The 26,803-nt window shown below is 70.9% G+C and carries 24 protein-coding genes; 16 read left to right on the forward strand and 8 right to left on the reverse strand.

Annotated elements, in window-relative coordinates; translation table 11 throughout:
• The gene (locus tag ACIPY8_RS01075; RefSeq protein WP_400814019.1) at positions 1-1,440 is read left to right on the forward strand and encodes a mechanosensitive ion channel domain-containing protein; all 1,440 of its coding nucleotides are present in this window, start codon (positions 1-3) and stop codon (positions 1,438-1,440) included.
• A 3-nt stretch (positions 1,441-1,443) separates the two neighbouring features.
• Here the strand turns inward: ACIPY8_RS01075 and ACIPY8_RS01080 are convergent, their stop codons facing one another.
• Positions 1,444-2,382: a DMT family transporter gene (locus ACIPY8_RS01080; protein ID WP_400814020.1), complete on the reverse strand. Its 939-nt coding sequence runs from the start codon at positions 2,380-2,382 to the stop codon at positions 1,444-1,446.
• A 271-nt stretch (positions 2,383-2,653) separates the two neighbouring features.
• Between ACIPY8_RS01080 and ACIPY8_RS01085 the strand changes: the two genes are divergently transcribed.
• The 9 genes from ACIPY8_RS01085 to ACIPY8_RS01125 all read left to right on the forward strand — a co-directional run bounded on the left by ACIPY8_RS01085 (position 2,654) and on the right by ACIPY8_RS01125 (position 11,874).
• Entirely contained in the window at positions 2,654-3,940 is a 1,287-nt protein-coding gene (locus ACIPY8_RS01085; RefSeq protein ID WP_400814022.1) for an adenylosuccinate synthase, read from the forward strand.
• A 7-nt stretch (positions 3,941-3,947) separates the two neighbouring features.
• Positions 3,948-5,057, forward strand: a complete 1,110-nt coding sequence (locus ACIPY8_RS01090) for a lactonase family protein (RefSeq protein ID WP_400814024.1) — start codon at positions 3,948-3,950, stop codon at positions 5,055-5,057.
• Positions 5,058-5,157: 100 nt separating this feature from the next.
• Positions 5,158-6,516 (forward strand): MFS transporter, encoded by a 1,359-nt coding sequence (locus tag ACIPY8_RS01095; RefSeq protein WP_400814025.1) that lies wholly within the window; start codon positions 5,158-5,160, stop codon positions 6,514-6,516.
• Positions 6,517-6,647: 131 nt separating this feature from the next.
• Positions 6,648-8,078 carry a dihydrolipoyl dehydrogenase family protein gene (locus tag ACIPY8_RS01100; RefSeq protein ID WP_400814027.1) on the forward strand — a complete coding sequence of 477 codons (1,431 nt, stop codon included), beginning with the start codon at positions 6,648-6,650 and terminating at the stop codon, positions 8,076-8,078.
• Positions 8,079-8,225: 147 nt separating this feature from the next.
• On the forward strand, positions 8,226-8,528 hold the full coding sequence (locus tag ACIPY8_RS01105; protein ID WP_400814028.1) for a DUF427 domain-containing protein: 303 nt from the start codon (positions 8,226-8,228) through the stop codon (positions 8,526-8,528).
• A 64-nt stretch (positions 8,529-8,592) separates the two neighbouring features.
• Positions 8,593-9,480 carry an ABC transporter ATP-binding protein gene (locus ACIPY8_RS01110; RefSeq protein WP_400814029.1) on the forward strand — a complete coding sequence of 296 codons (888 nt, stop codon included), beginning with the start codon at positions 8,593-8,595 and terminating at the stop codon, positions 9,478-9,480.
• On the forward strand, positions 9,477-10,157 hold the full coding sequence (locus ACIPY8_RS01115) for an ABC transporter permease (RefSeq protein ID WP_400814031.1): 681 nt from the start codon (positions 9,477-9,479) through the stop codon (positions 10,155-10,157). Before ACIPY8_RS01110 ends, ACIPY8_RS01115 begins: the two co-directional genes overlap by 4 nt.
• The gene (locus ACIPY8_RS01120; protein ID WP_400814033.1) at positions 10,154-10,888 is read left to right on the forward strand and encodes an ABC transporter permease; all 735 of its coding nucleotides are present in this window, start codon (positions 10,154-10,156) and stop codon (positions 10,886-10,888) included. The genes ACIPY8_RS01115 and ACIPY8_RS01120 overlap by 4 nt, the downstream gene beginning before the upstream one ends.
• Before the next feature lie 62 nt (positions 10,889-10,950).
• The gene (locus ACIPY8_RS01125) at positions 10,951-11,874 is read left to right on the forward strand and encodes an ABC transporter substrate-binding protein (protein ID WP_400814035.1); all 924 of its coding nucleotides are present in this window, start codon (positions 10,951-10,953) and stop codon (positions 11,872-11,874) included.
• A gap of 168 nt (positions 11,875-12,042) precedes the next feature.
• Here the strand turns inward: ACIPY8_RS01125 and ACIPY8_RS01130 are convergent, their stop codons facing one another.
• Positions 12,043-13,242: an AI-2E family transporter gene (locus tag ACIPY8_RS01130; RefSeq protein WP_400814037.1), complete on the reverse strand. Its 1,200-nt coding sequence runs from the start codon at positions 13,240-13,242 to the stop codon at positions 12,043-12,045.
• A gap of 92 nt (positions 13,243-13,334) precedes the next feature.
• Between ACIPY8_RS01130 and ACIPY8_RS01135 the strand changes: the two genes are divergently transcribed.
• Positions 13,335-13,631: a chorismate mutase gene (locus ACIPY8_RS01135; RefSeq protein WP_400814039.1), complete on the forward strand. Its 297-nt coding sequence runs from the start codon at positions 13,335-13,337 to the stop codon at positions 13,629-13,631.
• A 19-nt stretch (positions 13,632-13,650) separates the two neighbouring features.
• On the opposite strand, the gene ACIPY8_RS01140 is transcribed toward ACIPY8_RS01135, so the two are convergent.
• The 4 genes from ACIPY8_RS01140 to ACIPY8_RS01155 all read right to left on the reverse strand — a co-directional run bounded on the left by ACIPY8_RS01140 (position 13,651) and on the right by ACIPY8_RS01155 (position 17,672).
• On the reverse strand, positions 13,651-14,400 hold the full coding sequence (locus tag ACIPY8_RS01140; RefSeq protein ID WP_400814040.1) for a hypothetical protein: 750 nt from the start codon (positions 14,398-14,400) through the stop codon (positions 13,651-13,653).
• A gap of 64 nt (positions 14,401-14,464) precedes the next feature.
• Positions 14,465-15,385 carry a carbohydrate ABC transporter permease gene (locus ACIPY8_RS01145; RefSeq protein WP_400814041.1) on the reverse strand — a complete coding sequence of 307 codons (921 nt, stop codon included), beginning with the start codon at positions 15,383-15,385 and terminating at the stop codon, positions 14,465-14,467.
• Between the two features lie 2 nt (positions 15,386-15,387).
• Complete coding sequence (locus ACIPY8_RS01150) at positions 15,388-16,365, reverse strand: carbohydrate ABC transporter permease (protein ID WP_400814043.1); 978 nt, start codon at positions 16,363-16,365, stop codon at positions 15,388-15,390.
• A 56-nt stretch (positions 16,366-16,421) separates the two neighbouring features.
• Complete coding sequence (locus tag ACIPY8_RS01155) at positions 16,422-17,672, reverse strand: extracellular solute-binding protein (RefSeq protein ID WP_400814044.1); 1,251 nt, start codon at positions 17,670-17,672, stop codon at positions 16,422-16,424.
• 246 nt (positions 17,673-17,918) lie between these two features.
• Here ACIPY8_RS01155 and ACIPY8_RS01160 point away from each other — a divergent pair, with 246 nt between their 5' ends.
• From ACIPY8_RS01160 to ACIPY8_RS01180, 5 genes are read left to right on the forward strand one after another with little or no spacing between them, the layout of a single operon-like run.
• The gene (locus ACIPY8_RS01160) at positions 17,919-18,818 is read left to right on the forward strand and encodes an SIS domain-containing protein (protein WP_400814046.1); all 900 of its coding nucleotides are present in this window, start codon (positions 17,919-17,921) and stop codon (positions 18,816-18,818) included.
• A gap of 24 nt (positions 18,819-18,842) precedes the next feature.
• Positions 18,843-19,802 carry an ROK family protein gene (locus ACIPY8_RS01165; protein WP_400814048.1) on the forward strand — a complete coding sequence of 320 codons (960 nt, stop codon included), beginning with the start codon at positions 18,843-18,845 and terminating at the stop codon, positions 19,800-19,802.
• Positions 19,799-20,731 carry a 1-phosphofructokinase family hexose kinase gene (locus ACIPY8_RS01170; protein ID WP_400814051.1) on the forward strand — a complete coding sequence of 311 codons (933 nt, stop codon included), beginning with the start codon at positions 19,799-19,801 and terminating at the stop codon, positions 20,729-20,731. The genes ACIPY8_RS01165 and ACIPY8_RS01170 overlap by 4 nt, the downstream gene beginning before the upstream one ends.
• A complete protein-coding gene (locus ACIPY8_RS01175; protein WP_400814053.1) occupies positions 20,728-21,579 on the forward strand; it encodes a ketose-bisphosphate aldolase in 852 nt (283 codons plus the stop codon). Before ACIPY8_RS01170 ends, ACIPY8_RS01175 begins: the two co-directional genes overlap by 4 nt.
• Before the next feature lie 4 nt (positions 21,580-21,583).
• Entirely contained in the window at positions 21,584-22,363 is a 780-nt protein-coding gene (locus ACIPY8_RS01180) for a DeoR/GlpR family DNA-binding transcription regulator (protein WP_400814056.1), read from the forward strand.
• Between the two features lie 238 nt (positions 22,364-22,601).
• Here ACIPY8_RS01180 and ACIPY8_RS01185 read toward each other — a convergent pair whose 3' ends face one another.
• Positions 22,602-25,070 (reverse strand): CHAT domain-containing protein, encoded by a 2,469-nt coding sequence (locus ACIPY8_RS01185; protein WP_400814058.1) that lies wholly within the window; start codon positions 25,068-25,070, stop codon positions 22,602-22,604.
• Positions 25,071-25,175: 105 nt separating this feature from the next.
• The gene (locus ACIPY8_RS01190) at positions 25,176-26,738 is read right to left on the reverse strand and encodes a S8 family peptidase (RefSeq protein WP_400814059.1); all 1,563 of its coding nucleotides are present in this window, start codon (positions 26,736-26,738) and stop codon (positions 25,176-25,178) included.
• Positions 26,739-26,803 lie beyond the last annotated feature (65 nt).

Below are 26,803 nucleotides of genomic sequence, written 5' to 3' on the forward strand. Positions count from 1 at the left end.
ATGCTCGAGGACGCGTTCCGCGACGGCTGGGGCTGGTGGGTCATCGCCCTCGCGGTCGGCGTACCCGTGCTGCTCGTCGTCCTCACCGAGCTGATCAACGGACTGCGTCGCCGCAACAACCCGCTCGCGGGCCCGCTGCGCCTGCTGCGCAACGGGGTGATCCCGGTCGGGGCGCTCTTCGCCCTGCTGGCCTTCGCGATCCAGTCGCCCGCCGAGCAGGTCTGGACGCGGATCGTCGCGACGGTCTTCGGCTTCCTCGTGATCCTCCTGCTGCTGTCGTCGTTCAACGTGGCGCTGTTCGCGAACGCGGCCGAGGACTCGTGGCGCAAGCGCATCCCGTCGATCTTCGTCGAGATCGCCCGCCTCGTCCTCGTGGCGCTCGGGCTCGCACTGCTCTTCTCCTGGGTCTGGGATGCCGACGTGGGCGGTCTCTTCACGGCTCTCGGCGTCGGATCGATCGTGATCGGCCTCGCACTGCAGAACGCTGTGGGCGGTGTGATCTCGGGTCTGCTGCTGCTGTTCGAGCAGCCGTTCAAGATCGGCGACTTCCTCGACGCGGCCGGAGTACGCGGACGAGTGGTCGAGGTCAACTGGCGCGCCGTGCACATCGACACCGGCTCCGGCATCCAGATCGTGCCGAACTCCAGCCTGTCCGGCGCCTCGTTCACGAACCTCTCGGAGCCGGACGGCCCGTACTCGGCCGAAGCCTCGGTCACCTTCGCGACGGACGACCCGCCGCACGAGGTCATCGCACTGCTCGTCCGGGTGGGGGACGGACTCCCGATGCTCGCGCCGGGGGAGCGGACCACCGCGAGCTATTCGGGTTCCGGGGCCTACAGCGTCTCGATCCCCGTCGCCGGACCCGCGGATGCCGGGCGCGCGCTCTCGACCTACCTGTCGTGGCTCTGGTACGCCGCGCGCCGCCACGGGTTCGCGCTCGACGGCGACGACACCGATCCGATCGCCGAACCCGCACGGCTCGTCGAGGCGCTCACCGCCATCTCGGGCACGCTGCACCTGCACGACGACGACCTCGAGGCGATGCTGCAGGGCTCGCACCTGGAGCGCTACGGCGTCGGCGAGGTGGTGCTCGCGAGCGGGGTCGTGCCCGACGAGGTGCGTGTGGTGGTGTCGGGCCGCGCCGTGCTGGCGCTCGAGGTCGACGGCGGTCGCGTGGAGTTCGCCACCGCGGAGAAGGGCGACATCATCGGCCAGACGGCTCTCACGCGCGAGCGCACGCAGGCCGTGACCGTGGCGGGGGAGATCCTCACGGTGGTGGTGCTGCCGCTCGCGACGGTCGACGAACTGATCCGCACGCGTCCGCGTCTGGCAACGGAGATCGGCGAGTCGCTCGAGCTCAAGCGCAAGCTGGCGGGCGAGATGCTGCGGAGCGTCGAGGCGCAGCGCGGCGCGATCCGCGGCTCGATCCCGCGTCGCTGAGCGTCAGCGCGGTCGCCGCCCCCAGCGAAGGCGCGTGACGAGCACGCCGAGCAGGCACAGCGCCCCGCCGAGGAACATGAGCGGAGTCGGCACCTCGCCGAGGATCGCCCACGACAGCAGGATCGCGATCGCGGGCACGACGTAGGTCGTCGCGGAGGTCTGCCCCGCGGTGCTGCGCTGCAGCACGTAGGCCCAGGTCGTGAACGCGATGGCCGTGGGGAAGACGCCGAGGTAGATCACCCAGAGGGTCGAGTCGAGCGGCGCGGCCTGCACGGCGCCGACGAGGCTCCCGGTCCAGGGCAGCAGCGCGACCGTGCCGGCGACGGCCCCGAAGAACGTGAGCGTCGTGGCGTCGGACCCCGCGTTGAGGAGGCGCTTCTGCAGCAGCGTGCACCCCGCGTACATGACCGCCGCGAGCAGTGCGAGCAGCAGGCCCGTGATGTCGGGTCCGGCGTCCGTCGAGGAGTTCAGGCCGATCAGCACCACCCCGAGGAAGGCGATCGGCGCGCCGACGATCAGGGGCTTCGGGAACCCCTCGCGCAGGAACAGTCCGCTGAACACCACGACCATGAGCGGCGCGAGATTCACGACCATCGCCGCGGTGCCGGCGTCGAGCGTGCGCTCGGCGGCGTTGAGTGCGAGGTTGTAGACGCAGAACCAGCCCACGCCCCAGACCGCGATGAGCCACCAGTGCCTCCGCTCGGGAAGGCGGATGCCGTGCCGCAGCGCGATCACGGCGAGGACGAGGCTGCCCACGGCCATGCGCAGCAGCGCGAGCGCCCCGGGGTCGAAATGCGGCCCCGCCCCGCGGATGCCGATGAACGCCGACGCCCACAGCACGACTGTGACCAGCGCGGCGAGGAGCACGAGCGGACCCTGACGACGGGTGGCTGCGGACGACGACACCGTCACGTCGCCGGTGTCCCGATCGGTCTCTGCCATCCTCCGATCGTGGCACCGGCCACCGACATCCGCGATCGGACGAGCGACAGCATCCGTCGCTTTCCCGCCAGCTGCGGGCACGCCTGCGGGACGGGGGAACACCTGCAGGATCGATCGGCGTCGGCGGTCCTGCATCCGTGCCCCGGTCCTGCAGATGCAACGGCTGTACGCCCCGAAACGGCTCCGAAACCACGCCCCGGTAGGATGGGAGCGCCCGAAGAGGGCCAGCTCATCAGCCGGTGCGAACCCGGCGTCAGCAAGGGGGACACCCATGCCAGGAATCGTGATCGTCGGCGTCCAGTGGGGCGATGAGGGCAAGGGGAAGGCCACCGACCTGCTCGGCGAGCGCACCGACTGGGTCGTGAAGTTCAACGGCGGCAACAACGCCGGGCACACGGTCGTCGTCGGCAACGAGAAGTACGCGCTGCACCTGCTGCCGTCCGGCATCCTGTCGCCCGGTGTCACGCCGGTCATCGGCAACGGCGTCGTGATCGACCTCGAGGTGCTGTTCCACGAGCTCGAGGCGCTCGGCGCCCGCGGCATCGACGTCTCGCGCCTGAAGGTGTCGGCCAACGCGCACATCATCACGCAGTACCACCGCACGCTCGACAAGGTCACCGAGCGCTTCCTCGGCAAGCGCAACATCGGCACGACCGGCCGCGGCATCGGTCCGGCCTACGCCGACAAGATCAACCGCGTCGGCATCCGTGTGCAGGACCTCTTCGATGAGAACATCCTGCGGCAGAAGGTCGAGGGGGCCCTCGACCAGAAGAACCACCTGCTCGTGAAGGTCTTCAACCGCCGTGCGGTCACGGTCGACGAGATCGTCGAGGAGCTCCTGTCGTACGCCGAGCGGCTGCGCCCGATGGTCGCCGACACCGGCTACCTGATCGCCGAGGCGCTTGACCGCGGCGAGGTCGTCGTGTTCGAGGGCGGCCAGGCCACGATGCTCGACATCGACCACGGCACGTACCCGTTCGTGACCTCGTCGACCGCGACGGCCGCGGGCGCGGCATCCGGATCGGGCGTCGGCCCCGGCGCGCTCGACCGCATCGTCGGCATCGTCAAGGCGTACACGACCCGTGTCGGATCGGGTCCCTTCCCGACCGAGCTGTTCGACGAGCAGGGCGACTGGCTCCGCTCGCGCGGCTTCGAGTTCGGCACCACGACCGGACGTCCGCGCCGTGTCGGCTGGTACGACGCCCCGATCACGCGCTACGCGACGCGCGTCAACGGGATCACCGACCTCGTGCTCACGAAGCTCGACATCCTCACGGGACTCGAGCAGATCCCCGTCTGCGTCGCGTACGACGTCGACGGCGAGCGCTTCGACGAGGTGCCGGTCAACCAGACCGACTTCCACCACGCGACGCCGATCCTCGAGTACTTCCCCGGCTGGTCCGAGGACATCTCGACCGCGCGCACGTTCGACGATCTGCCGAAGAACGCCCAGGACTACGTGCTGGCGCTCGAGGGCATGAGCAACACGCGCATCTCGGTCATCGGCGTCGGCCCCGAGCGCGACCAGGTGGTCGTGCGCACGGACCTCCTCGACTGAGCGTCGGATGACACGGTTCTGGCTGGGCGGCTACGGCGCCGCCATGGACGGGTCGGCCGACGGCATCGGTCTGCTCGCGGGCGACGAGCAGACCCCCACGAAGCTCTCGTACCGCGGCGCGGTCACGCAGACGCCCTCGCCGTCCTGGCTCGCGCAGCATCCCTCGCTCGACGTCGTGTACGCGGCGCTGGAGGGGGATGCCGCGGTGCAGGCGTTCCGTCGCACGGGCGAGTCGACGCTGCAGCCGCTCGGCGACCCGGTCGAGGCCGGCGACTCGGTGTGCCATGTCGCGGTCGCGCCCAGTGGGACGTACCTCGTGGCGAGTTGCTACGGCGACGGACGCGTCGTCAGGATCGGCATCGCCCCCGACGGGAGCCCGGTTCCGGATGCCGCGAACACGGCCGCCGAGCTTCGTGCGGCGCTGCTCGGCGAACCCGCCGAGACGTCTGCGCCCGCGGGTGTCGCCGCGGCGGCATCCGACCCGTACTCCGGCGCCCTCACGGCGACCGGCGACGAGCGCGTCTCGCACGCGCACGCGTCCGCGTTCCTTCCCGACGGGCGCATCGCGACGACCGATCTGGGATTCGACCTCGTGCGGTTCTGGCGTCCGACACCGGCCGGGCTGGTGCTCGACCACGAGGTGACGCTGCCGCAGGGCACCGGTCCGCGGCACATGGTCGTGCACCCGAGCGGCCACCTGCACGTCGTGACCGAGTACTCGTGCGAGGTGTTCACGCTCGCCGCGGGCCCCGACGGCATCTGGCGCATCGTGTCGTCGGTGCTGTCGAGCCCGGTCGCCGAGGTCGGCGTGGACTTCCCCGCCGAGCTCGCCCGCACCCGTGACGGGCAGTTCCTGTACACGGCGCTGCGCGGCAGCAACACGATCGCGACGCTGCGGGTACGTGGAGCAGGCGAGGCTCTGGAGCCGGTGGCGCTCGCCGACTCGGGAGTCGACTGGCCGCGGCATCACCTCGTGCACGAGGGCAAGCTCCTCGTCGCGGGACAGCGGTCCGACACGATCGCGCTGCTCGACCTCGACGAGCGCTCGGGCGCCGTGCTCGGCATCCGTCACGAGGCACAGGTGCCGACGCCCACGCACTTCCTTCCCGTGCGCTGACGTCTTCGTCGCACTTTCGCGCCCGTGTCGCACGTTTCCGGTGCGGATCTGCGATGCTCCGCTTGACCTCAAGTTACCTTGAGGTTCTACGGTCGAGATCATGACTCTCGACACCGGGCTGACCCCGACCACGCGTGCCCCGGGCATCCTGAGCCGCGGCTACCTCTGGATCACGATCGGCGCGTGCGCGCTCGTCTTCCTCGGGGCGTTCGAATCGCTCGCGGTCACGACCGTCATGCCGGCCGTGAGCGCCGACCTCGACGGGGAGCGCCTCTACGCACTCGCCTTCGCCGGCCCTCTGGCGACCGGTGTGATCGGCATGGTGGCTGCGGGCAACGCGGCCGACCGTCGCGGACCCGTCGCCCCGCTGCTCGCCGCGGTCGCCCTGTTCGTGGTCGGACTCCTCGTCGCCGGGTTCGCCCCGACCATGGAGGTGCTCGTCGCCGGACGCTTCGCGCAGGGACTCGGCAACGGCGGTCTCATGGTCGCGCTGTACGTGGTCGTGGCGCGGGTGTACCCGACCACGCTGCATCCGGCGATCTTCGCGGGATTCGCGGCCGCCTGGGTCGTGCCCTCGCTCGTCGGACCGACCATCGCCGGAGCCGTGACCGAGCTGTGGAGCTGGCACTGGGTGTTCCTCGGGGTCGTGCTTCTGGTCATCCCCGCGCTGCTCATGGTCGTCCCCGCACTCCGCGGCCTCGCGGGCGGCGACCCGACCACGCCGTGGGCGCTCGGACGGCTCGGCTGGTCGGTGCTCGCGGCCGTCGCGGTGCTCGGCCTGAACCTCGTGGGCGACATCCCGGGCGCGGGGCCCGTCCTCGCGGCGGTCGCCGTGGTCGTGGCGCTCGTCGCGGTGCGCCCGCTGCTGCCGACCGGGGCGCTGCGCGCCCGCCGCGGGCTCCCCTCCGTCATCCTCGTGCGCGGCCTCGGCGCCGCAGGGTTCTTCGGAGCGCAGGTCTACATCCCGTACCTCCTCACCGACCGGTACGAGCTGTCGCCGACCGTGGCCGGGCTGTCGCTCACCGGAGGCGCACTGGCGTGGTCGGCCGCGGCGACCGTGCAGGGACGGATGGGCGCGCGCCTGTCGAGCGTCGTCTCGGTGCGCCTCGGCACGGCGCTCGTCGCTGCGGGGGTGATCGCCGCGCTCGCCGCCGTGCTCGTCGCAGCCCCGCTCGCGGTGATCGTCGCGGCCTGGATCCTCGCCGGGGCGGGCATGGGACTGATGAGCCCGCGCACCAGCGCGCTCACCCTCGAGATGTCGGCACCCGCGTCGCAGGGCTTCAACAGCGCCGCGATGACCGTCTCGGACTCGTTCGGCAGCGCGCTCGCCCTCGCCCTCACGGGTGTGCTCTTCACCTCGGCATCCGTCGCCGACCCCTTCGCCGCGGTGTTCGCCCTCGCCGCCGTGATCGCGCTCGCCGCGGCCCTCCTCGCCGGACGCGTCGCTCCGCGCGACTGAGCCGCGGGGACCTTCGCCTCCGGATCCGACACGCCGAATCCGACCCGCCCGGAACAACTCACCCGTGACTCGACGTTGCTTCTGAGCAAGACTGGGCGACGGACACGACCCGTCGACGGAGAGGTGACCCCATGGCTGCGGAGACCGAAGAGTACGACCTGATCGTCCTGGGCGGCGGGGCGGTGGGCGAGAACGTCGCCGACCGAGCCGTGCAGGGCGGACTGCGGACGATCATCGTCGAGAGCGAGCTCGTCGGGGGCGAATGCTCCTACTGGGCGTGCATGCCGTCGAAGGCGCTGCTGCGCCCGGCGCAGGCGCTGCGCGCGGCGCAGAAGGTCGGAGGGGCGGCACAGGCCGTGACCGGGACCCTCGATGTGCGGGCGGTGTTCGACCGGCGCGACTCGTTCACGAGCAACTGGTCGGACGACGGGCAGGTGAAGTGGCTCGAGTCCGCCGGGATCGACCTGGTGCGCGGCCACGGACGCCTCACGGGCGAGCGCGAGGTCACCGTGACGGATGCCGACGGCGGCACGCGCGTGATCCGGGCGCGTCACGCGGTCGCGATCAGCACCGGATCGGATGCCGTCATCCCGCCCGTCCCTGGACTCGCCGACGCCGAGCCGTGGACCAGCCGTGAGGCGACGAGCGCCGAGGAGCTGCCGGAGTCCCTCGCCGTGATCGGCGGGGGCGTGGTCGCGGTCGAGATGGCGACCGTGTACGCCTCGCTGGGCTCGACCGTCACGGTGATCGCCCGCAGCGGTCTGCTCGGTGCGCTCGAGCCCTTCGCGGGCGAGCGGGTCGCGAAGGGCCTCGCCGAGCTGGGCGTCGACGTGCGCACCGGAACCGAGACGACGAGCGTGACTCGCGACGACGACGGCGTGACCATCGAGCTGTCGGACGGGTCGACGGTCACGGCATCCGAAGTCCTCGTCGCGACGGGCCGACAGCCGCGCAGCGGCGACGTGGGACTCGAGGTCGCGGGTCTCGAGCCCGGCCGCTGGATCGAGGTCGACGACACGCTGCGCGTGCCGGGGTCGGACTGGCTCTACGCCGTCGGCGACGTCAACGGCCGTGTGCTGCTCACGCACCAGGGCAAGTACCAGGCGCGCGCGGCGGGCGACGTGATCGCCGCTCGGGCCAAGGGGGATGCCGTCGACGACGCCCCCTGGGGTCGCCATGTCGCGACAGCCGACCACACCGCGGCTCCCCAGGTGACGTTCTCGTACCCCGAGGTCGCGTCGGTCGGGCTCACCGAGGCGCAGGCGCGCGAGGCCGGACACGAGGTCGCCGTCGTCGACTACGACCTGGGCTGGGTCGCGGGGGCGAGCGTCTACGAGGACGGCTTCGAGGGCCAGGCACGCCTCGTGATCGACAGCGCGCGCGACGTCGTGCTCGGCGCGACGTTCGTCGGGCCCGAGGTCGCCGAGCTCGTGCAGGCCGCCTCGATCGCCGTCGCGGGCGAGGTCCCGATCGCGCGACTGTGGCACGCCGTGCCCGCGTATCCGACCGTCAGCGAGATCTGGCTTCGGCTCCTGGAAGGCTACGGGCGGCAGTCGGCGTGAGCATCCTGCGCCCCGGAGCAATCCGTCCGGGGCATCGTGACGAACAGGACGCGAATTGTTTCGCACATTGACGACCCGTCGCGCAAGACCGGGACGGATGTCGCACACCTCTTATACGCTCGAACCCACATCCGAGGAGGCAGGACCATGAAGGCTGTACTCGCAGGAACCGTCATCGCCGAGGCCGATGAGGGCGATCTCGCCCGCATCGAGGGGAACTGGTACTTCCCGCCGGCGTCGATCGCCGAGGGCGTGCTCGTCGAGAGCCCCACGCCGTACACGTGCCCCTGGAAGGGTGCGGCGCAGTACTTCTCCGTGCAGGCCGGCGGCGAGCTCCACACCGACTACGCCTGGTCGTACCCGACCCCGTACCCGTCGGCTTTCGACCGGGTCGGCAAGGACTTCTCGGGCTTCGTCGCCTTCGACCCCCGCGTGCAGATCGAGGCATGACCACCGTCTGGCGGCGCCATGGCGCCGATGTCCGACTCGTCGATCGACCGACTGGAGCACAGCCATGATCGAATTCCGCAACGTCACGAAGAAGTTCCCCGGCGGCGCCGTCGCCGTGAACGACTTCTCCCTGGTCCTGCCATCGCGCAAGACGACCGTCTTCGTCGGGTCGTCCGGATGCGGCAAGACCACCCTGCTCCGCATGATCAACCGCATGGTGGAGCCGACCTCGGGTGAGGTCGAGATCGACGGAGAGAGCGTCCTGGCAGGCGACCCCGTCGCGCTCCGCCGCCGCATCGGCTACGTGATGCAGAACTCCGGCCTGATGCCGCATTTCACGGTGATCGAGAACGTCGCCACGGTGCTCCGCCTCAACGGCGTGAAGAAGGCCGACGCGCACCGGCGCTCGCGCGAGCTGCTCGACACCGTGGGCCTCGACCAGGCGCTCGCCGACCGGTACCCGAGCCAGCTCTCGGGCGGGCAGCAGCAGCGCGTGGGCGTCGCCCGCGGCCTCGCGGCCGACCCGAACATCCTCCTCATGGACGAGCCCTTCGGTGCGGTCGACCCGATCGTGCGGGCCGACCTGCAGCAGGAGACGCTGCGCCTGCAGCACGAGCTCGACAAGACGGTCGTGTTCGTGACGCACGACATCGACGAGGCGTTCCTGCTCGGCGACCAGGTCGTCATCCTGGACAAGGGCGCGCGCATCGTGCAGGTGGGCAGCCCCAGCGAGATCATCGAGAACCCGGCCGACGACTTCGTCGCCACGTTCATCGGCGCCGACCGCGGCCGACGCGCGCTGCACCTCAAGAAGACACCGCACGGCACCGTGGTCGTCGACTCCGAGGGGCGCACGCAGGGCGCGATCGTCGCCGACGTCGAGAAGGCGGACGGGCCGCTCGCCGGGCCGGATGCCGCGGCGCTCGACGCCGTGCAGGGCGGTCACCCGTGAACTGGGTCGGCGACAACCTCGGGCTGATCCTCGACCTGACCCTGGTGCACCTGCGCCAGAGCATCATCCCGATCGTGATCGGGTTCATCCTGTCGCTCCCCCTGGGCTGGGTCGCCTGGCGGTTCCGTCTCGTGCGCGGGCCGATCATCGTGCTCACCGGGTTGCTCTACACGATCCCGTCGCTCGCGCTGCTCATCCTGCTGCCCGCGACGCTCGGCTACTCCGCGATCAGCGAGTCGAACCTGGTGATCGCCCTCACGATCTACGCGATCGCGATCCTCGTCCGCGCGGTGTCCGACGGCCTCGACTCGGTCGACGACGACGTACGACAGGCGGCGACGGCGACGGGCTTCGCCTCGTTCCGGCGGTTCTGGGCGGTGGAGTTCCCCCTCGCCGGACCCGTGATCCTCGCCGGTCTCCGCGTCACCGCCGTCAGCACGATCTCGCTCGCGACCGTCGGCACCCTGATCGGCGTGACGAACCTCGGCTACCTCTTCACGAACGGGCTCGAGCGCCGCATCATCGCCGAGGTCGTCGCGGGCGTCATCGCGGTCGTGATCATCGCCCTCGTGATCGATCTGATCCTCCTGCTGCTCGGGCGTGCGCTGATGCCGTGGACTCGCGCCGCCACCAAGTCGACCGCCGCTCGGGCCATCGCCGTGGGAGCTCCCGCATGAACCTCTTCGCCGAAGCCTTCGCCTGGATGTTCGCCCCCGAGCAGTGGACGGGCAACTACGCCCTGCCGAAGCTCCTCGGCCAGCACCTCGTGCTCACCGCGATCTCCGTCCTCATCGCCGCCGCCATCGCGTTGCCGATCGGGTGGCTCATCGGACACACCGGCAAGGGGCGCGAGATCGCCGTCGCGGTGTCCGGCGCGGCCCGCGCGATCCCCGCGTTCGGCCTGCTGATCCTGCTGGTGCTCCTCCTCGGGGTGCTCCGCATCCCCGAGGCGGCCGTCATCACGTTCGTCCTGCTCGCGATCCCGTCGTTGCTCGCGGGCGCCTACACGGGTCTCGAGGCCATCGACCGCCGGGTGATCGACGCCGCGAAGTCGATGGGCATGACGGGATGGCAGGTGTTCTGGAAGGTCGAGGTCCCGCTCGGGCTGCCTCTGCTCGTCGGCGGCATCCGCTCGGCGCTGCTCCAGGTGATCGCCACCGTGACCATCGCGGCGTACGTGAACCTCGGCGGGCTCGGATACCCGATCATCCAGGGGATCCCGCTGCGCCGCTTCGACCAGGTGCTCGCCGGCGCGCTCCTCGTCGCAGTGCTCGCCCTCATCGTCGACCTGCTCCTCGCCGCCGCCCAGCATGCCGCCGTCCCGGCCGGGCTCCGCGCCGGTCGCCCCACTCGCCGGCGTGCCCGCGCGGACGCGGCGGCGACGGCATCCGCTCCCGCCGCCGCCTGAGCGGCTCCGAAACCCCACCGACCCTTCGTCACACAGCAGCAGTCCCAGAGAAGAGGAATCCCATGTTCACATCACGAGGCAAGCGCTCCGTCTTCGCCGTCGGCCTGGTGGCCGCGGCGGCCCTCGCCCTGTCTGCCTGCGCATCGAGCAACCCGCTCGACGAGCCGACCGACTCCGGTGAGAGCTCGGGCTCGGGCGACACGATCGTCGTCGGCTCGCAGGCGTACTACTCCAACGAGATCATCGCCGAGATCTACGCACAGGCACTCGAGGCCAAGGGCTTCGACGTCGAGAAGAAGCTCAACATCGGCCAGCGCGACGCCTACATGCCCGACGTCGAGTCCGGCGCGATCAACGTCTTCCCCGAGTACACGGGCAGCCTGCTCGAGTACCTCTCGGAGGATGCCGTCGACGTGACGAGCCCCGACGACGTGTACGCCGCCCTGGGCGACGCATTGCCGGAGGGCCTGACCGCCCTCGACTTCGCCGAGGCCACCGACCAGGACTCCTACACGGTGCTGAAGAGCTTCGCGGAGGAGAACGACCTCAAGACGATCGGCGACCTCAAGAACGTGTCGACGCCGGTCACGATCGGCGCCGCTCCGGAGTTCGAGCAGCGTCCGTACAGCCCGGCTCGCGCCAAGGAGGTCTACGGCGTCGACCTGGCGTTCTCGGCCACCGGTCAGACCACGCTGGAGTCGCTCCTCGCCGGAGCGATCCAGGTCGCGGACATCTACACGGCCGACCCGGCGTTCGAGACCGAGGACATCGTGGCCCTGGAGGACCCCGAGAACCTCATCATCTCGTCGAACGTCGTGCCGATCGTGTCCAGCGACATCGCCGACGAGGTCTCCGACGTGCTGAACGCGATCAGCGCCAAGCTCACGGGTGAGGAGCTCGTCGCGCTCAACGTGCAGAGCACGGTCGACCAGAAGTCCTCGGCCGACATCGCCAAGCAGTGGTTGACGGACAACGACCTGATCTGAGTCGCAGTCACAGGAAGCGCCCGGGATTTCGGTCCCGGGCGCTTCTTCGTGCGGTGCGTGCCGCCCAGGCCCACCATCCCCGCCGAGACCCACCACGCCGGACGTCGATCCCGGTGGGTCTCGACGATCGTGGTGGGTTTCGGCGCATCGGGCGGGGCGCGGTGCGGCCTAGACCCGTGCGTCCTGCCGGGGCACCCACACCTGCTTGATGATGATGAGGATGGATGCCGCGACGGGCACCGCCACGAGGGCGCCGAGGAGTCCGAGCAGGGTGCCGCCGGCGAGGGCGCCGATCACGACGAGCGATCCGGGGATGGAGATCGCCCGGTTCATGACCCGCGGCGTGATGACGTACGCCTCGACCTGCATGTAGATCAGGTAGACGATCGCGAAGATCAGCGCTCCGACCGGGTTCGTGAACAGCGCGAGGCCCGTGCCGATGATCCAGAACATCACCGATCCCACGAGAGGGATCAGTGTGATGCAGAACGCGACGGTCGCCATGAGCGGAGGGAACGGCAGGCCGAGGAAGAGGTAGAGGAGGAAGGCGAGGATCGCGTTGAAGAACGCGAGCACGACCATCCCCATGACGTACCCGCCGACGGAGTCGGTGATCTGGTCGGTGATGTCGCCGACGCGGGCACGGTCGCGCGCCGGGGCGAGGCGCAGCAGGCCGGTCTTGATCATCGGCAGCGTCGCGACGAAGTACAGCGTCAGCACGAGCACGACGATCGCGCCCGAGATGGCGGTCGCGATCGAGGCGCCGATCTGCAGCGCGCCGCCGCCGATCGCGGCGATGTTGCCGGGGTCGGTGAGGAACTTCTGCACGTCGGCGACGAGGTCCTCGAACTGATCGCCGAACTGGGCCTCGAGCGTCGCGTAGATGTCGCTGCGGGTGAACTCCTGGATCATCCCGGGCACCGAACGGACGAAGCTCGCGATCTGCTCGATCACGATCGGCACGATCATCCAGAGGATGAGGCCGACGACGACGATGAGCGCGAGGATCACCACCACGACGGAGATCGCGCGGGAGAGACCTCGGCGTTCGAGGAAGCGCACCGCCGGGTCGAGACCGAGGGCGGCGAACAGGGCGAGCGCGATGTAGATGAGCACGGTCGACAGGCTCGTGAGCGCGAGGCCCAGGACGATCGCGGCGAGCCCGCCGAGGGTCACGAGGAAACCGAACACGAAGGGGCGGTCGATGCGCGTCCAGAACGAGCGGCTCGGCGTCATCGGCTCGACCACGGAGGCGCGCGGGGCGGGCGTGTCCGCGGCCTCCTGCTCCTGGACGGTCTGCGGCGGGGCCGCGGGAGCGGATGCCGGGGGCGCCGGAGTCTCCGGTGCGGACTGCTCTTCTTCGCTCATGTGCTCACGATAGCGGGCGGGGTCTTGACGACCGGGCGCATCCCCGTCGTCACGACCGGTCCCGGCCGCCGGTGTGTCCGTAGAGTAGGGGCATGACCGCCGAAGATCCCCGGGCTGAACTCCTGCGTCTCCGCTCCAGCATCGACAACATCGACGCTGCGCTCATCTTCATGCTCGCGGAGCGCTTCCGGGCCACGCAGCAGGTGGGACATCTCAAGGCGGAGCACGAGATGCCGGCATCCGATCCCGGCCGCGAGGAGCAGCAGGTGGCTCGTCTGCGCGCGCTCGCCGAGGAGGCGCACCTCGACCCGGAGTTCGCCGAGAAGTGGTTCAACTTCGTGGTCGCCGAGGTGATCCGCCACCACACGGAGGCCGCCGAGGGGCGCTGACCTCGCGATCCCTCCCGGCTCAGCCGCCGAACTCGGCGTTGAGGACGAGCGGCGTGTGGTTCAGCCCGCAGTCCGGGCCGATCAGGTCGGCGATGTTCAGGCCGGCGGTGACGGAGCCGGGAGCACGGTCGGGACTCTGCGCGATCGCGAGAAGCCGCGCGAAGCCGGGCGCCATCGCGGTCTGCGACGAGTCCACGAGCTCCTCGAGGTCGGCGGCGGCGGCGTCGACGCGTTCCGTCCACTCGTCCGTGCCGAACGCCTTGTAGTTCACAGCGCCCTGGTCGGCGTTCATGAGCGCGCTGTAGACCTCGCCGAAGGCCGCGCACTCCGCCGCGATCGTCTCGTCGGTCACGAACGCGTCGGCGGAGAAGTGCGGGGTCGCGGTCCAGGCGACCCCGTCCGGGAGCCAGATGGAGAGGGTGGGGCGGGTGTCCTCCGACAGCGGCCAGGCCATCGATGTCGTACCGTCGCAGGTGCCGTCGAGAACGGCCTGGTTCATCGCCATCGCGTCACCGACCTGGACGGTGTAGGGCGAGCCGCCCTCGCAGGCGACGTCGATCGTCACCGACCGCGCGCCGTCCGGGATCGGGAACTCGACGCCGGGGTACGGCTCGGTCGGCCCCGTGCCCGACAGCGGCTCGGCCGACAGATCGAGCGCCTGCTCCTGCGTCGGCTCGGGCGTGGTCGTCGGTGGCGTCGTGCTCGCGACCGCGCATCCACTCAGCACGATCGCGGCCAGCGCGATCACCCCGGCCATCGTCGTCTTCACCGCACCACGCACCCGGACCCCCCTCGGTCGTCTCCGCACTGTCTATCACAGAGGTGTGCGCCGACTACTTCACGCTGCCGGCGGTGAGGCCGCCGACGAGGCGTTTCTCGATGAGCATGAAGAGGATGACGACGGGGAGGATGGCGACGATGGAGACGCCGAACACGTACTGCCAGCTCGTTTCGTACTGCCCGACGAACTTGGTCAGCGCCACGGACAGCGGCTGGTTCTTGTCGGTGGACAGGATCACGAGCGAGGCGGCGAACTCGTTCCAGCAGGCGACGAACGTGAACACGATGGCGGTGACGATGCCGGGCCAGACGAGGGGGAGGTTGATGCGGAACAGGACGGTGAGGCGTCCGGCGCCGTCGATCTGCGCGGCTTCGTCGACCTCTTTGGGGATGCCGGCGAAGAAGGAGTGCATGATCCACACGGCGAAGGAGAGGTTGAAGGCGGCGTTGATGAAGATCATCGCGGCCCAGGTGTCGCCGAGGCCGAGGGTCGTGAACTGTCGGAAGAGTCCGGAGGTGAGCACGGCGGGCTGCAGCATCTGGGTGACGATGACGAGGAACAGGAACACCATGCGTCCGGGGAAGCGGAAGCGCGCGGTGTAGTACGCGGCGGGGAGCGACACGAGCAGCACGAGGATCGTCGCGAACACGGAGATCACGACGGTGGAGATGAGGTTGTACGGCAGGGGGGTCTCGGGCGTCGACCACATCGAGAGGTAGTTCTCCCAGTGCCATTCGACGGGGAGGTAGGTGGGGTCGACGGAGCGGATCTGCGACTTGGTCTTCACGGAGCCGAAGAACATGATCAGGTACGGCAGCACGAAGATCGCGAGGACGAGGAATCCGGCGGCGGTGCGCAGGATGACCCGGGGGAGGGTGACCTGGTCGGCGGTGTAGCGGCGCTTGCGGCCGGGGATACGCGGAGCGGGCGTCGATCCGGATGTGGTGACGAGGGCGGTCTCGGTCATGGTCATGATCAGACCTCCTTCATGGGCTTGACGGCCTTGACGTAGATCGCGACGATCACGATCACGATGAGGAAGGCGACGACCGACAGGGCGCTGGCGACGTCGACCTTCTTCTGCAGTTCGATGTACTTGAAGATCATCGTCATGATCGTGTCGGCGCCGTAGCCCGGGATCGACCCGGTCATGACCTTGAGGATCGGCAGGGAGTTGAACACGTTGATGATGTTGATGAGGATCGCGACGGCGAGGGCGCTGCGCAGCTGGGGGAGGATGATCGTCCAGTAGGTGCGGGCGGGTCCGGCGCCGTCCATCTTCGCTGCCTCGATCGCGTCGGCGGGCACGGTCTGGAGCCCCGCGAGGATCGTGTAGGTGGTGAACGGGAGGGACACGAAGATCGCGATCACGATCGACCAGGTGAACGCGGTGGCCGGGTTCTTGGTCCACCCGTAGCCGACGGCGTCGTCGGACAGGCCGATGTCGTAGAGGAACTTGTTGAACACCCCGAAGTACGGCTCGAGGCTGTAGTAGAACACCATCGTCGTCATGACGACGGATGCCGCCCATGGGACGATCACGGCCATGCGCACGATCTGCCTGCCGGGGAACGCCTTGTTCAGGATCTGCGCGAGGCCGAGCGAGATCGCGACCGTGAAGAACACGACGGCGACGACCCAGACGATCGTGCGGAACAGGATGGGCCAGAACTCCGCGAACCCGAACACGGTGGCGAAGTTGTCGAACCCGACCGAGCCCTTGTCCAGGCCCGACAGGGAGATGTCGCGGGTGGAGTTGAAGAACATCACCCCCGCCGGGAACAGCACCACCCCGATGATCAGCACCAGAGCCGGCGCGATCCACGGCAGGGCCTGCAGGAGGTCCTTGCCGCCGGGCCGGCGCGGCGCCGGGTCGGAACCGGTGCGGCCCCGAGGGCGGGGGCGGCCGGTGGCCGCCCCCGCGTGGTTCGAGGATTCTGTGGTCTGGCTCATGGGATGCTCGAACCTCTCGGTCGCTGGATCGCGGGATGCCGCAGGGTGGGCGGGGCTCAGCCCGCGTCGACCTGCGTCTGGATCTCGGTCAGCACGTCCTGGGCCGACTTCGACTGGAGCTGTCCGAACAGCGACTTGAACGCGCCGTCGGCAGCCGACCACTTCGGGTTCGTCGACGGGTAGAACTGCGCGTCGGGGAGCACGTCGAGGAACGGCTTGAGCTTCTCGTCGCCGCCGAGCTTCTCGGCCCCCGACTTGGTGACGGGCAGGAACCCCTCGGCCTGCACCCACGGCACGTACACGTCGGCCGAGTAGTAGTAGTCGAAGAACTTCGTGATGGCGTCCTTCTTGTCGTCGTCGTTCTGGAAGGCCATGAGCTGGTCCATGACGCCGAGCGTGAAGGCCGAGCCGTCCTTCGTGGGGATCGGCACGATCGAGTAGTCGAGGTCGGGGTTGCCCTCCTCGATCTGGCCGACCGTCGGCGGCAGGCCGACCTGCATGCCGATCTTGCCCTGGATGAAGATGTCCATCAGCGGCGAGCGCTGCGTCGAGCCGGGGTCGGCCTGCGTCGCGCCCGCGTCGATCATCTTCTTGATCTGCTCGGCGCCCGCGAGGTTCTCCGGAGTGTCGATCGTGATCTCCGACGCATCGCCGAACGACCCGCCACCGCCCCACAGCCAGACGGCGGCCTCGGCCTGGGCCTCCTCCGAGCCGAGGGGCATGCCGTAGCCGGCGACGCCGCCGCCGAGTGCCGACACCTTGGTCGCGGCGTCCAGCAGCTCGTCCCACGTCTTCGGCGCCTCGGTCACGCCGGCCTGATCGAGCAGCGTGTTGTTGACGAAGAGTGCGCGCGCCGAAGCGATGAGCGGCAGCGCGTAGGCGGTGCCGTCGACCTCGGCGTTCGCAATGAACGAGTCCTGGAAGTCGGAGTAGGTGTCCTCGGACACGACGTCCTTCGCCGGGTAGAGCAGCTCGTCGCCCACGAAGCCGGCGAACGGTCCGCCGTTGTAGATGTCGGGCGCCTCGCCGGCCTGGATCTTCGTCGAGACGACCTTCTCGAGGTTGTCCCACGACTGCACCTCGAGCTTGACGTCGATGTCGGGGTTCTCCTTCTCGAACCCCGCGATCACGTCCTCCCAGAGACCCTTGGTCGCGTCGGAGTAGCTGGGGACGAGCATGTCGAGAGTGGTCTTGCCGTCGGCATCGCCGCCGTCGCCTCCCGAGCCGCCGCTGAATCCGCACGAGGCGAGTGTGAGTGTGGCGGTGGCCGCGAGGGCGACCGCGCCGAACCGCAGTGACTTCTTCATGTGTTGCATTCCTCACTGTGACGAGAACCGCTCGAGGAGCGGAGGATGCGCACAGTCGCGAATGGATCACGCGACGGTGCGTAGGGCCGCTCTCCGGTGGGTCGGCGGCTGATCGTGTTCGATTATTTGTCAGGAGAATAAACAAATCAAGAGGAACCTTGCGAGGATCTCTTGAAGCGACATACTATGATCGAACTGCGTGCAAAACAATCACAAAATGTCAGATTATCGTCCTGGAGGATCGCAATGACGCTCACTCAGCCCGGCTCGCACATGCGTGAAGAGCTCACCTCGCAGCCCCAGACCTGGGGCCGGGCGGCCGATATGCGCGATCAGCAGTCGGTGCTGCCCGCCGCGGGCGCGCGCGTCGCGGTCGTGGGGTGCGGCACGTCCTGGTTCATGGCGCAGTCGTACGCCACCCTTCGTGAGACGGCCGGTCAGGGCCAGACGGACGCCTTCGCCGCATCGGAGTCCTTCGTCGACCGGGGATACGACGCGATCGTCGCGCTGACCCGCTCCGGCACGACGACCGAGGTCCTCGAGCTCGTCGACCGCGTCGCCGGCCGCACCCGCGTGATCGGCGTCATCGGAGACGAGACCTCCCCGTTGGTCGGGATGGTCGACGACGCCGTGCTACTGCCCTTCGCGGACGAGCGGTCCGTGGTGCAGACGCGCTTCGCCACCACGGCTCTCGCCCTGTTCCGCGCCTCGCTCGGCGAGGACCTGACCGCGGCGATCGCCGACGCCGCCGCCGTGCTCTCGGCGGACGACGACGATCTCGCGCTGCGGGACGCCGAGCAGTACACGTTCCTCGGTCGCGGCTGGACCGTGGGACTCGCGCACGAAGCGGCGCTCAAGATGCGCGAATCCTCGCAGTCGTGGACGGAGTCGTACCCGTCGATGGAGTACCGACACGGCCCGCTCGCGATCGCCGCCCCGGGGCGGGTCACCTGGCAGTTCGGACGTGCGCCCGAGGGTCTCGCGGCGCAGGTCGAGGCGACCGGAGCGCGCTTCGTGCAGCATCCGATCGATCCGATGGCCGACCTCGTGCGCCTGCACCGCGTCGCTCTCGACCGTGCGGTCGCGCGGGGACTCGACCCCGACCAGCCGCGCAATCTGACGCGATCCGTCATCCTGGATGCATGACGCCGGTCTTCAGCGGAGAAGTCGATGAACGCACCTGACGGCGAGGCAGCGCGCCTCTCCGGAGCGCCGTCGCTCGGCGAAGGGCCCGCCGTCCTCGCCTTCGACGTGGGCGGGACCGACATCAAGTCGGCCCTGTTCGCCCCGGACGGGACCGCGCTCGACCTGCGCCGCACCCCCACCCCCGTCGCCGAGGGCGACCGCACCGCGGCGGTGATCGAGCGCCTGGGCGACCTCGCCCGGGAGCTGACCGCCGCGAATCCCGAGGTCTCCCCCCGCGCGGTCGGACTCGTGGTGCCGGGCATCGTCGACGCGGATGCCGGGCTCGGCGTGTTCGCGAGCAACCTGGGCTGGCGGAACGCGCCGATCCGTGATCTCGCGGAGAGGCGACTCGCACTGCCGGTGGCCTTCGATCACGACGTGCGTGCGGCGAGCTGGGCCGAGCATCGTCTCGGCGGCGCTCGGGCGTACTCCGACTCGGTCGTGCTGGTCATCGGCACGGGCATCGCCGGAGCCCTGATCCTCGGCGGGGAGCCGTACACGGCCGGCGGGTACGCGGGCGAGATCGGGCACTCGCCGATCGCCGACGGCCCGATCTGCCCCTGCGGCGCGCGCGGATGCCTCGAGGCCGTGGCATCGGCCGGGGCCATCGTCCGTCGCTACATCGACGCCACGGGCATCATGCCCGACGGCGCGAAGGACGTGATCGCGCGCGCGTCATCCGGTGATCGCGTCGCGGCGGAGATCTGGGCCTCCGCCCTCGACGCGCTCGCCCTGTCGCTCGCGCAGCTCACCGCGGTCGTCGCGCCGGAGGCGATCGTCATCGGCGGTGGGCTCTCGCGCGCCGGAGGGGCGCTGTTCGACGAGCTGCGCCTCCGGCTCGCGGAACGGCTGAGCTTCCACCGCATCCCCGACCTCGTGCCGGCCGAGCTGTCGGGCAACGCCGGGATCCTCGGCGCGGCGCTGCGCGCGAGGGAGCTCGCATGATCCTGACCGTCACGCCGAACCCCGCACTCGACCTCACCTGGCGTGTCGATCGGCTGACCCCCGGAGCGACGCATCGCGCGGACGCCGGCGCGCTGCGGGCGGGTGGCAAGGGCCTCAACGTCGCGCGGGTGGCGCACGCCCAGGGCGCCCCGGTGCTCGCGCTGTCCACGGCGGGCGGGCGCAGCGGCATCGCGTTCGCCGCGGATCTCGCGGCGAGCGGCGTCGCGCATCGTCTCGTGCAGGTCGCGGCACCCACCCGGCAGACGGTCGCGATCGTCGACGAGGAGCTCGGCGACACGACGATCGTCAACGAGCGGGGGGCGAACCCCACGGATGCGGAGTGGGCTGCGCTGTTCGGCGAGGTCGTCGACGCGCTGCCGAGCGCGCGTGTGCTCGTGATCTCCGGCAGCCTGCCCCCGGGCGCGCCCGAGTCGTTCGTTCCGCTGCTGATCGGCACCGCACGTGACGCCGGAGTCCCGACGATCGTCGACACCTCGGGTCCGGCCCTGCTGCGCGCGGCGGAGGCCGGGGCATCCGTGCTCAAGCCCAACGCAGCCGAGGTCGCCGACGCCACGGGTATCGGCGATCCCGTCGGAGGAGCCCGTGCGCTGATCGCCCTCGGCGCCGAGCTCGTGCTGCTGTCGCGGGGCGCCGACGGCATGCTCGCCGTGACAGCCGACGAGGTGAGGCAGGCGCGTCTCGACGCCCCGCTCGCGGGCAACCCCACCGGGGCGGGCGACGCCGCCGTGGCGGCCTGCGCCGTGCTCTACGCGCAGGGTGTCCGCGATGTCGGCACCGTGCTCCGACGCGCGACGGCCTGGTCGGCCGCCGCCGTGCCCATGCCGCTGGCCGGCGACATCTCCGACGACTGGGCGGACCTCGAATCGCGTCTCGTCGTCGCATCCGTCCTCCGGGAGGAAGAACCGTGACCCTCGTCTCCGCTCGTGACCTCGTGACCGATGCCGCCGCGCGCGGCGTCGGCGTCGGCGCGTTCAACGTGATCCACCTCGAGACCGCCGAGGCTCTCGTGCGGGCGGCCGCTCAGGCGCGGCTACCGGTCATCCTGCAGATCTCGCAGAACTGCGCCGACTACCACGGCGGTCTCGAGCCGATCGCCCTCGCGTCGCTCGCCGTCGCTCGCCGGGCCGACGCTCCGGTCGCCGTCCATCTCGATCACGCCGAGCGCCCCGAGCTCGTCGACGAGGCGATCGCCCTCGGGTTCGGATCGGTCATGTTCGACGGCGGTGCACTGCCCTACGACGACAACGTCGCCCTGACGGAGGCGGTGGTGCGCCGCGCTCACGCAGCCGGCGTGTTCGTCGAGGGCGAGCTGGGCGAGGTCGGGGGCAAGGACGGAGCCCATGCTCCCGGCGTGCGGACCGACCCCGACGAGGCACGCGCGTTCGTCGCGGCGACCGGCGTCGACGCCCTCGCCGTGGCTGTCGGCTCCTCGCACGCGATGACGGACCGGACGGCGTCCCTCGACCTCGACCTGATCGCCCGGCTCCACGACGCGCTCCCGGTGCCCCTGGTGCTGCACGGCTCCTCCGGCGTGGCCGACGACGTCCTCGCGCAGGCCGTGCGTGCGGGCATGGCCAAGATCAACGTGTCGACGCATCTCAACGGGTTCTTCACGCGCGCGATCCGCGGGGTGCTCGACGCGGACGCCGGGCTCGTCGACTCGCGGAAGTACCTCGCCCCGGCCCGGGATGCGCTCGCCGACGAGGCCGCACGGCTGCTGCGGCTCTTCGCGCTCGCGCCCGTCACGGCAGGATAGAGCCATGAAGCGCGCCGCCCGTCTGAACGCGATCCTCGACCTCCTCGCCGCAGACGGCGAGGTCGGCGTCGACGACCTCGTCGCGCGGTTCGGCGCCTCTCCCGCGACCACGCGCCGCGACCTCGACTCCCTCGCCGAGCAGCGTCTGCTCACCCGGACGCACGGCGGCGCGGTCGCGCAGACCATCGCGTACGAGCTCCCCATCCGCTACAAGAGCCATCTGCGCACTAAGCAGAAGGACAGCATCGCGCAGACCGCGGCGGCTCTGGTCACCCCCGGCATGGTCGTGGGGCTGTCCGGGGGCACGACGACGACCGCCATCGCCGCGGCTCTCGCGGCGCGCGAGGACCTCTCCTCGGGGACCGGCATCACCGTCGTGACGAACGCCGTGAACATCGCCGCACAGCTCGCGACCCGCCCCGACATCAAGGTCGTCGTCACAGGAGGGGTGATCCACTCCCGCAGCTACGAGCTCGTCGGCCCGTTCGTGGAGCAGCTGCTGCGCGGCATCCGCCTCGACATCGCCTTCATCGGCGTGAACGGGATGGATGCGGACGCCGGAGCCACCACGCAGGACGAACGCGAGGCCGCGGTGAACAGGATGATGGCCGAGCGGGCGACCAGGGCCGTGGTCGTCACCGACAGCAGCAAGCTCGGACGCGTGGCGTTCGCCGCCGTCGGCGGTGCGGAGCTGTTCCCCGTTCTCCTCACCGACGACGGGGCGACACCCGCCGATCTCGCGGCCCTGCGCGCTGCGGGCTTCGAGGTCGTCGCCGCGGGCTGATCCGCGGCCCGACCCGCGTGATCCGCCCGAGGCGACTCCTGGTGGGGATGTCGCGACCCCTCGCGACATCCCCGGAGTAGATGGTGGCCGTGTCGTTCCTCGCGCTCCCCAGTGCACGAGGTATCCCCAGATCCGACCGCGCCTCCCTCGTGCTCCGTGTCCGAAGCCCTTCGCGTGGCACCTTCTGCAGATCAGGAGCGGGGTCCCCCTGTTCTGATACATCGAGTGGAGAAAAGTCTCAGAGTCCGTCTCCGTGGCACTGGAACGGGGCGCGCAGGCCTGTGGAATCGGATGCCGCAGCGAGCGCGATCGCGGGGGAGACGCCGTTCGCGAGCTGGGTGTGCACGGCTCCGAGCAGCTCGCACGCGGCGTCATCGGCGACCACCACGGGGGCCGCGATCACGCAGCGCGTGCCGGCGTGCAACCAGACACGGGTCATGCCCAGTGCTTCCTCTCCCCAGCGCACCGAGGAGCGGCCGAGCTCGCACGCCGACAGCACGACCGTCTCGGGGGCGCTCGGGATCAGGTCGACGTCATAGCCGAACAGGGTCCCGTCGACGAGTTCGAAGCCCGAGAACAGGGGGTTGTCCACGGCGTGGCGACCGTGCGCCGCGATGTGCAGCACGTCGGAGCGGGCGGCCAGGTCGATCACGTCGACGACGCGCGTGTCGTCGCCCGTGAGCACCACCGCGTCCGTCCAGGCGCTCGCCGCGGTGCGCACCTCCTCGACGGCGCGGGCGACCCGGGGGCCCGCGGCGAACCCCGCCGTGCGGCGATCCCGTCTCCCCGGCGCCTCACCCTCGCGTCGTGCCTCTTCCGTGGGGCGCCGCGCCCCGTCGCCGAGCCAGCGCGACACCGAGGTCGCGATCGTGAACGGGACGCCGATCGTGCCGGGGAGCATCGCCCACGGGATGCCGCCCAGGATGCCGGGAACCGTGAGCGCGAGCCTCTCGGCGCCGCCGGCCGCGGCGAGGACGGGACGCAGGAGCTCTGTGTCGAGCACGAGAAGCCGCTCGTCGAGGGACCGGGTGACGAGGCGGGCCATCGGCCCTCCGTGCGTGAGCGCCGCGACGTCCAGGTCGGCGCGCAGGCCGTCGAGAGTCGCCCGGATGCGCGGCCACGACAGCTCCACGATCGTCGCTCCGCTCGTGGTCGCCACCACGCACAGCAGGTCCGTGCCGGTGTACACGTAGGCGAGCACGGCCGTGCCCGGTGCGAGGCGCTCCTGCGTCGCGGCGAGGTCGAGCCGGTCGCGGCTGGCTCCCGCTCCGGTCGCCGACCACTGCCGGTCGCGCACCCGGTCGCGGAGGGCGCGGACGCGCGGGTCGGTCGTCCAGTCCGATCCGGCGAGATCGGCGCGCAGCATCCGCAGCTCGGCGAGGTCGGCGGCGAGGGTCTCGTCTCGAGGAGGACGCACCGGGGCGACCTGCTGGCTGAGGTGCCTGGCGCGCTCGGACCATTCGAACAGCACGGCGGGATCGTGCGAGCGCGCCGCCGCGGCCAGCCCGGCGAACATGAGATCGGTGCCGTGCATCGCGACGGACGCCTGCAGGTCGAGCGCGCCGAACGACTGCTGCCACGCGGTGAGCAGGTCGAGGCCGTCGGCGGCGGCGCGGCGTGCGAGTCCGTCGCGGCCGGCTGCGGATGCCCGTACGGCGCGCACCTCCTGAGCCCGCAGCCGCAACGGTGTCGGGGCATCCGCGGCGAGGCGCGGCATCCGGCCGCCGTCGGCCAGACGGGCGGTGAGGTTCAGGGCGGCGGCCTCCGTCGCGAAGCCACCCGTCGCGAGCGCGGCGGCGGCGCGGGCGAACTCGTCGCCGTCGGTGCGCGCCCCTGGACGGGCGCGCATCCGCGCTTCGAGACGCACTGCCTCCGCCCGCGCCGCCCATCCCTCGCTGCCGAGCGACGAGAACCGGCGGGATGCGGTCTTCGCGGCGCGTTCGGCGGCGGCGGGGTCGTGGCGCAGCAGCGAGCGGGCCAGGTGGAACTCGGCCTCGCCTCGGGACTGCCGCATGCGCTGCGCGCCGAACTGCGCGGCGACCCCGCTCAGCAGCGTCTCGGCCTCGGTCGTGAGCCCGGCGTCGCGCAGGACCTCGGCGCGATCGAGGTCGCTGATCGCGGCGGCGAGGTCGCTCGTCGCCGCGAGGATGGGCCTCGAGCCGGTCATGAGCGCGAGGGCGGTGACGAGGTCTCCGGCGAGCAGGGCGGCGTACCCGAGGTTGTGCCGTGCCTCGGCGAGGGGTTCCTCGTGCCCGTGCGCCTCGTACACGGCGATCGCGCGCCGCAGGTCGGCGGTGCAGTCGTCGAGGCGATGCCGCTGCATCCCGACGATCGACCGGCTCATCAGCAGGTTGGCGCGCTCGATGGACCGGTCGTCGAGGGCGTCGATCGCACGCGTGAGCGCGGCGTCCGCGTCGTCGAGGCGTCCGCCGTGCATGAGCAGCGTGCCGAGCTGGCCGTCGAGCAGGGCGAGCGTCTCGGGGCCGAGTCCAGGGCGGGAGAGGGCGTCGCGGGTGAGCCGCTCCGCTTCGGCAGGGTCGCCGGTCTGGGCGAGGACGTAGGCCATGGTGCCGTCGATGCGCGCGCGGAGGTCGTCGTCTCCGGGGCGCGACGCGGCCGCGATGAGTGCGCGGCGCGCCTGTCCGAAGCGTCGGGAGTTGGCTGCGGCGACGCCGCGCTGATGCAGCTCACGCGCAGACAGGGGCATCCTCCCAGAATGCCGGTATGTGGGCGCGCGCGGAAGTGCGCGCCCAACGCTCTCCGCTCCGCCTCGGTCGATCGTCGTCGCCCGGAGCGCGGGCGCGGATCGGCGCTACACCCGCGGCGCGGGCAGCGCCTTCAGCACCGCGGCGACCGCCTTCGCCGCTGTCGTCGTCGAGACGCCCACCGGAGGCACGGCGCCGAGGTGTGCCGCGATGCGCCCCGCGACGTAGGGGGCCGCGAACGACGTGCCGCTCCACGTCGCGAACCCGCCGCGGTAGTCGTCGGGGTCGATGGTCTCCCGCCGCAGGCCGTCGACGTCGGCGCGCGACGACGCCTGCTCGCCGCCCACGAACCCGGGCGACGTGCTGACCACGGCCGCTCCCGGCGCGTAGACCTGCACCCACGGCCCCACGTTCGAGAACAACGCGACCGACCGCGCCGACGGGTTGAGCGCGCCGACCGACACGAGCGGGGCGTCGTCGTCGCGCGGGATGCCGTTGTCGGCGCCGGGCCACGCCCACAGCGATGCCGGGAACGACGGCCTGTCGATCGCGTCGTTGCCCGCCGAGCAGACCACGACGCAGCCGAGCTCCCGCGCCGTGCGCAGCAGCGCCTCGAGCGTGCGGCTGAACAGCCCGTCGGTGGGGGTCTCGTGGTAGTAGCCGAGCGACAGGTTGAGCACGTCGATCGGGTGGCCCGTCTTCGGATCCGCCCGATGACGGCGCAGCAGCTCCACGACCTGCGCGACGGTGATGAGGAAGGTGCTCTCGTCGATCACGCCGAGCGCCCCCGCCATCCGGACCGACAGGATGTCGGCATCCGGGGCGGCCTGCCGGATGATCCCCGCGATGAAGGTGCCGTGCCCGGCGACGGCGTCGATCTCGCCGTCGAGCTGGCCGTAGAGATCCGGGTACCGCTCGGGGTCGGCGTCGTCGGTCAGCCCGATCGTCACGCCGTCGAGCTCGACATGCCTCGTGACGACGTCGTCGGGCAGCCAGTCGTGCACGCCGCACCCGGTGTCGAGCACCGCCACGACGGGGCGACGTCCGCGCTTCGGGGTCGCTCCGCGCTGCGGCGCCGGACCCACCCAGGTCACGGGCTGCCGGGCCCCACGGCCCGGTTCGAGGTAGTCGTCGCTCCCGCCGGCGCCGGCGCCGCGCACCGGGTTCGTGCGGCTGAACGGGTTCGTGCGGCTGAAGGGATTCGTGCGGCTGAACGGGTTGAGTCCGACGGGGTCGATCGAGACCACGTGCTCGAGGCTCGTGCGCGGCATCGGCGATTTCGTCGACCGTCGTGCGCGCTGCAGGACCCGCCAGGCATCGGGCGGCACGGGTGATTCACCGCGCATCGGCTGATCGGGCGTCCGCAGATGCGCGCGGAGGAAGCCGGGCACCCCGGGCAGCAGCGGACCCGCGGCGAGGCGCGTCTCCGGTGACTCGACGTCGAGCTCCCAGCCGAACGAGGCCGCGGCCGCGCGCAGCGCCGCGACCTCGCCGTCGTGCCCCTCCTGGTCGTCGTCCCGATCGAACGTGATGAGCAGTCGCTCGGGCAGATACGCCGTCGGGAAGGCCCGCACGCCGTCGATCGGCTCGGTGCGGGGGTCGAGGGCGGTGCCCCGTCGGATCGATCCCTCCGCTCTGTCCTGCCAGCTCCAACCCCTCGGCTGCTCCATGGTCGGTCCCCTCCTCGCGGGCGGACCCGCGTCCTGTGCGGGTCGCCCCGCGGTGTGTGCGGGCG

Origin of the sequence: Microbacterium sp. NPDC089696 (assembly GCF_044749125.1) — a bacterium.
Lineage (GTDB): Bacteria > Actinomycetota > Actinomycetes > Actinomycetales > Microbacteriaceae > Microbacterium.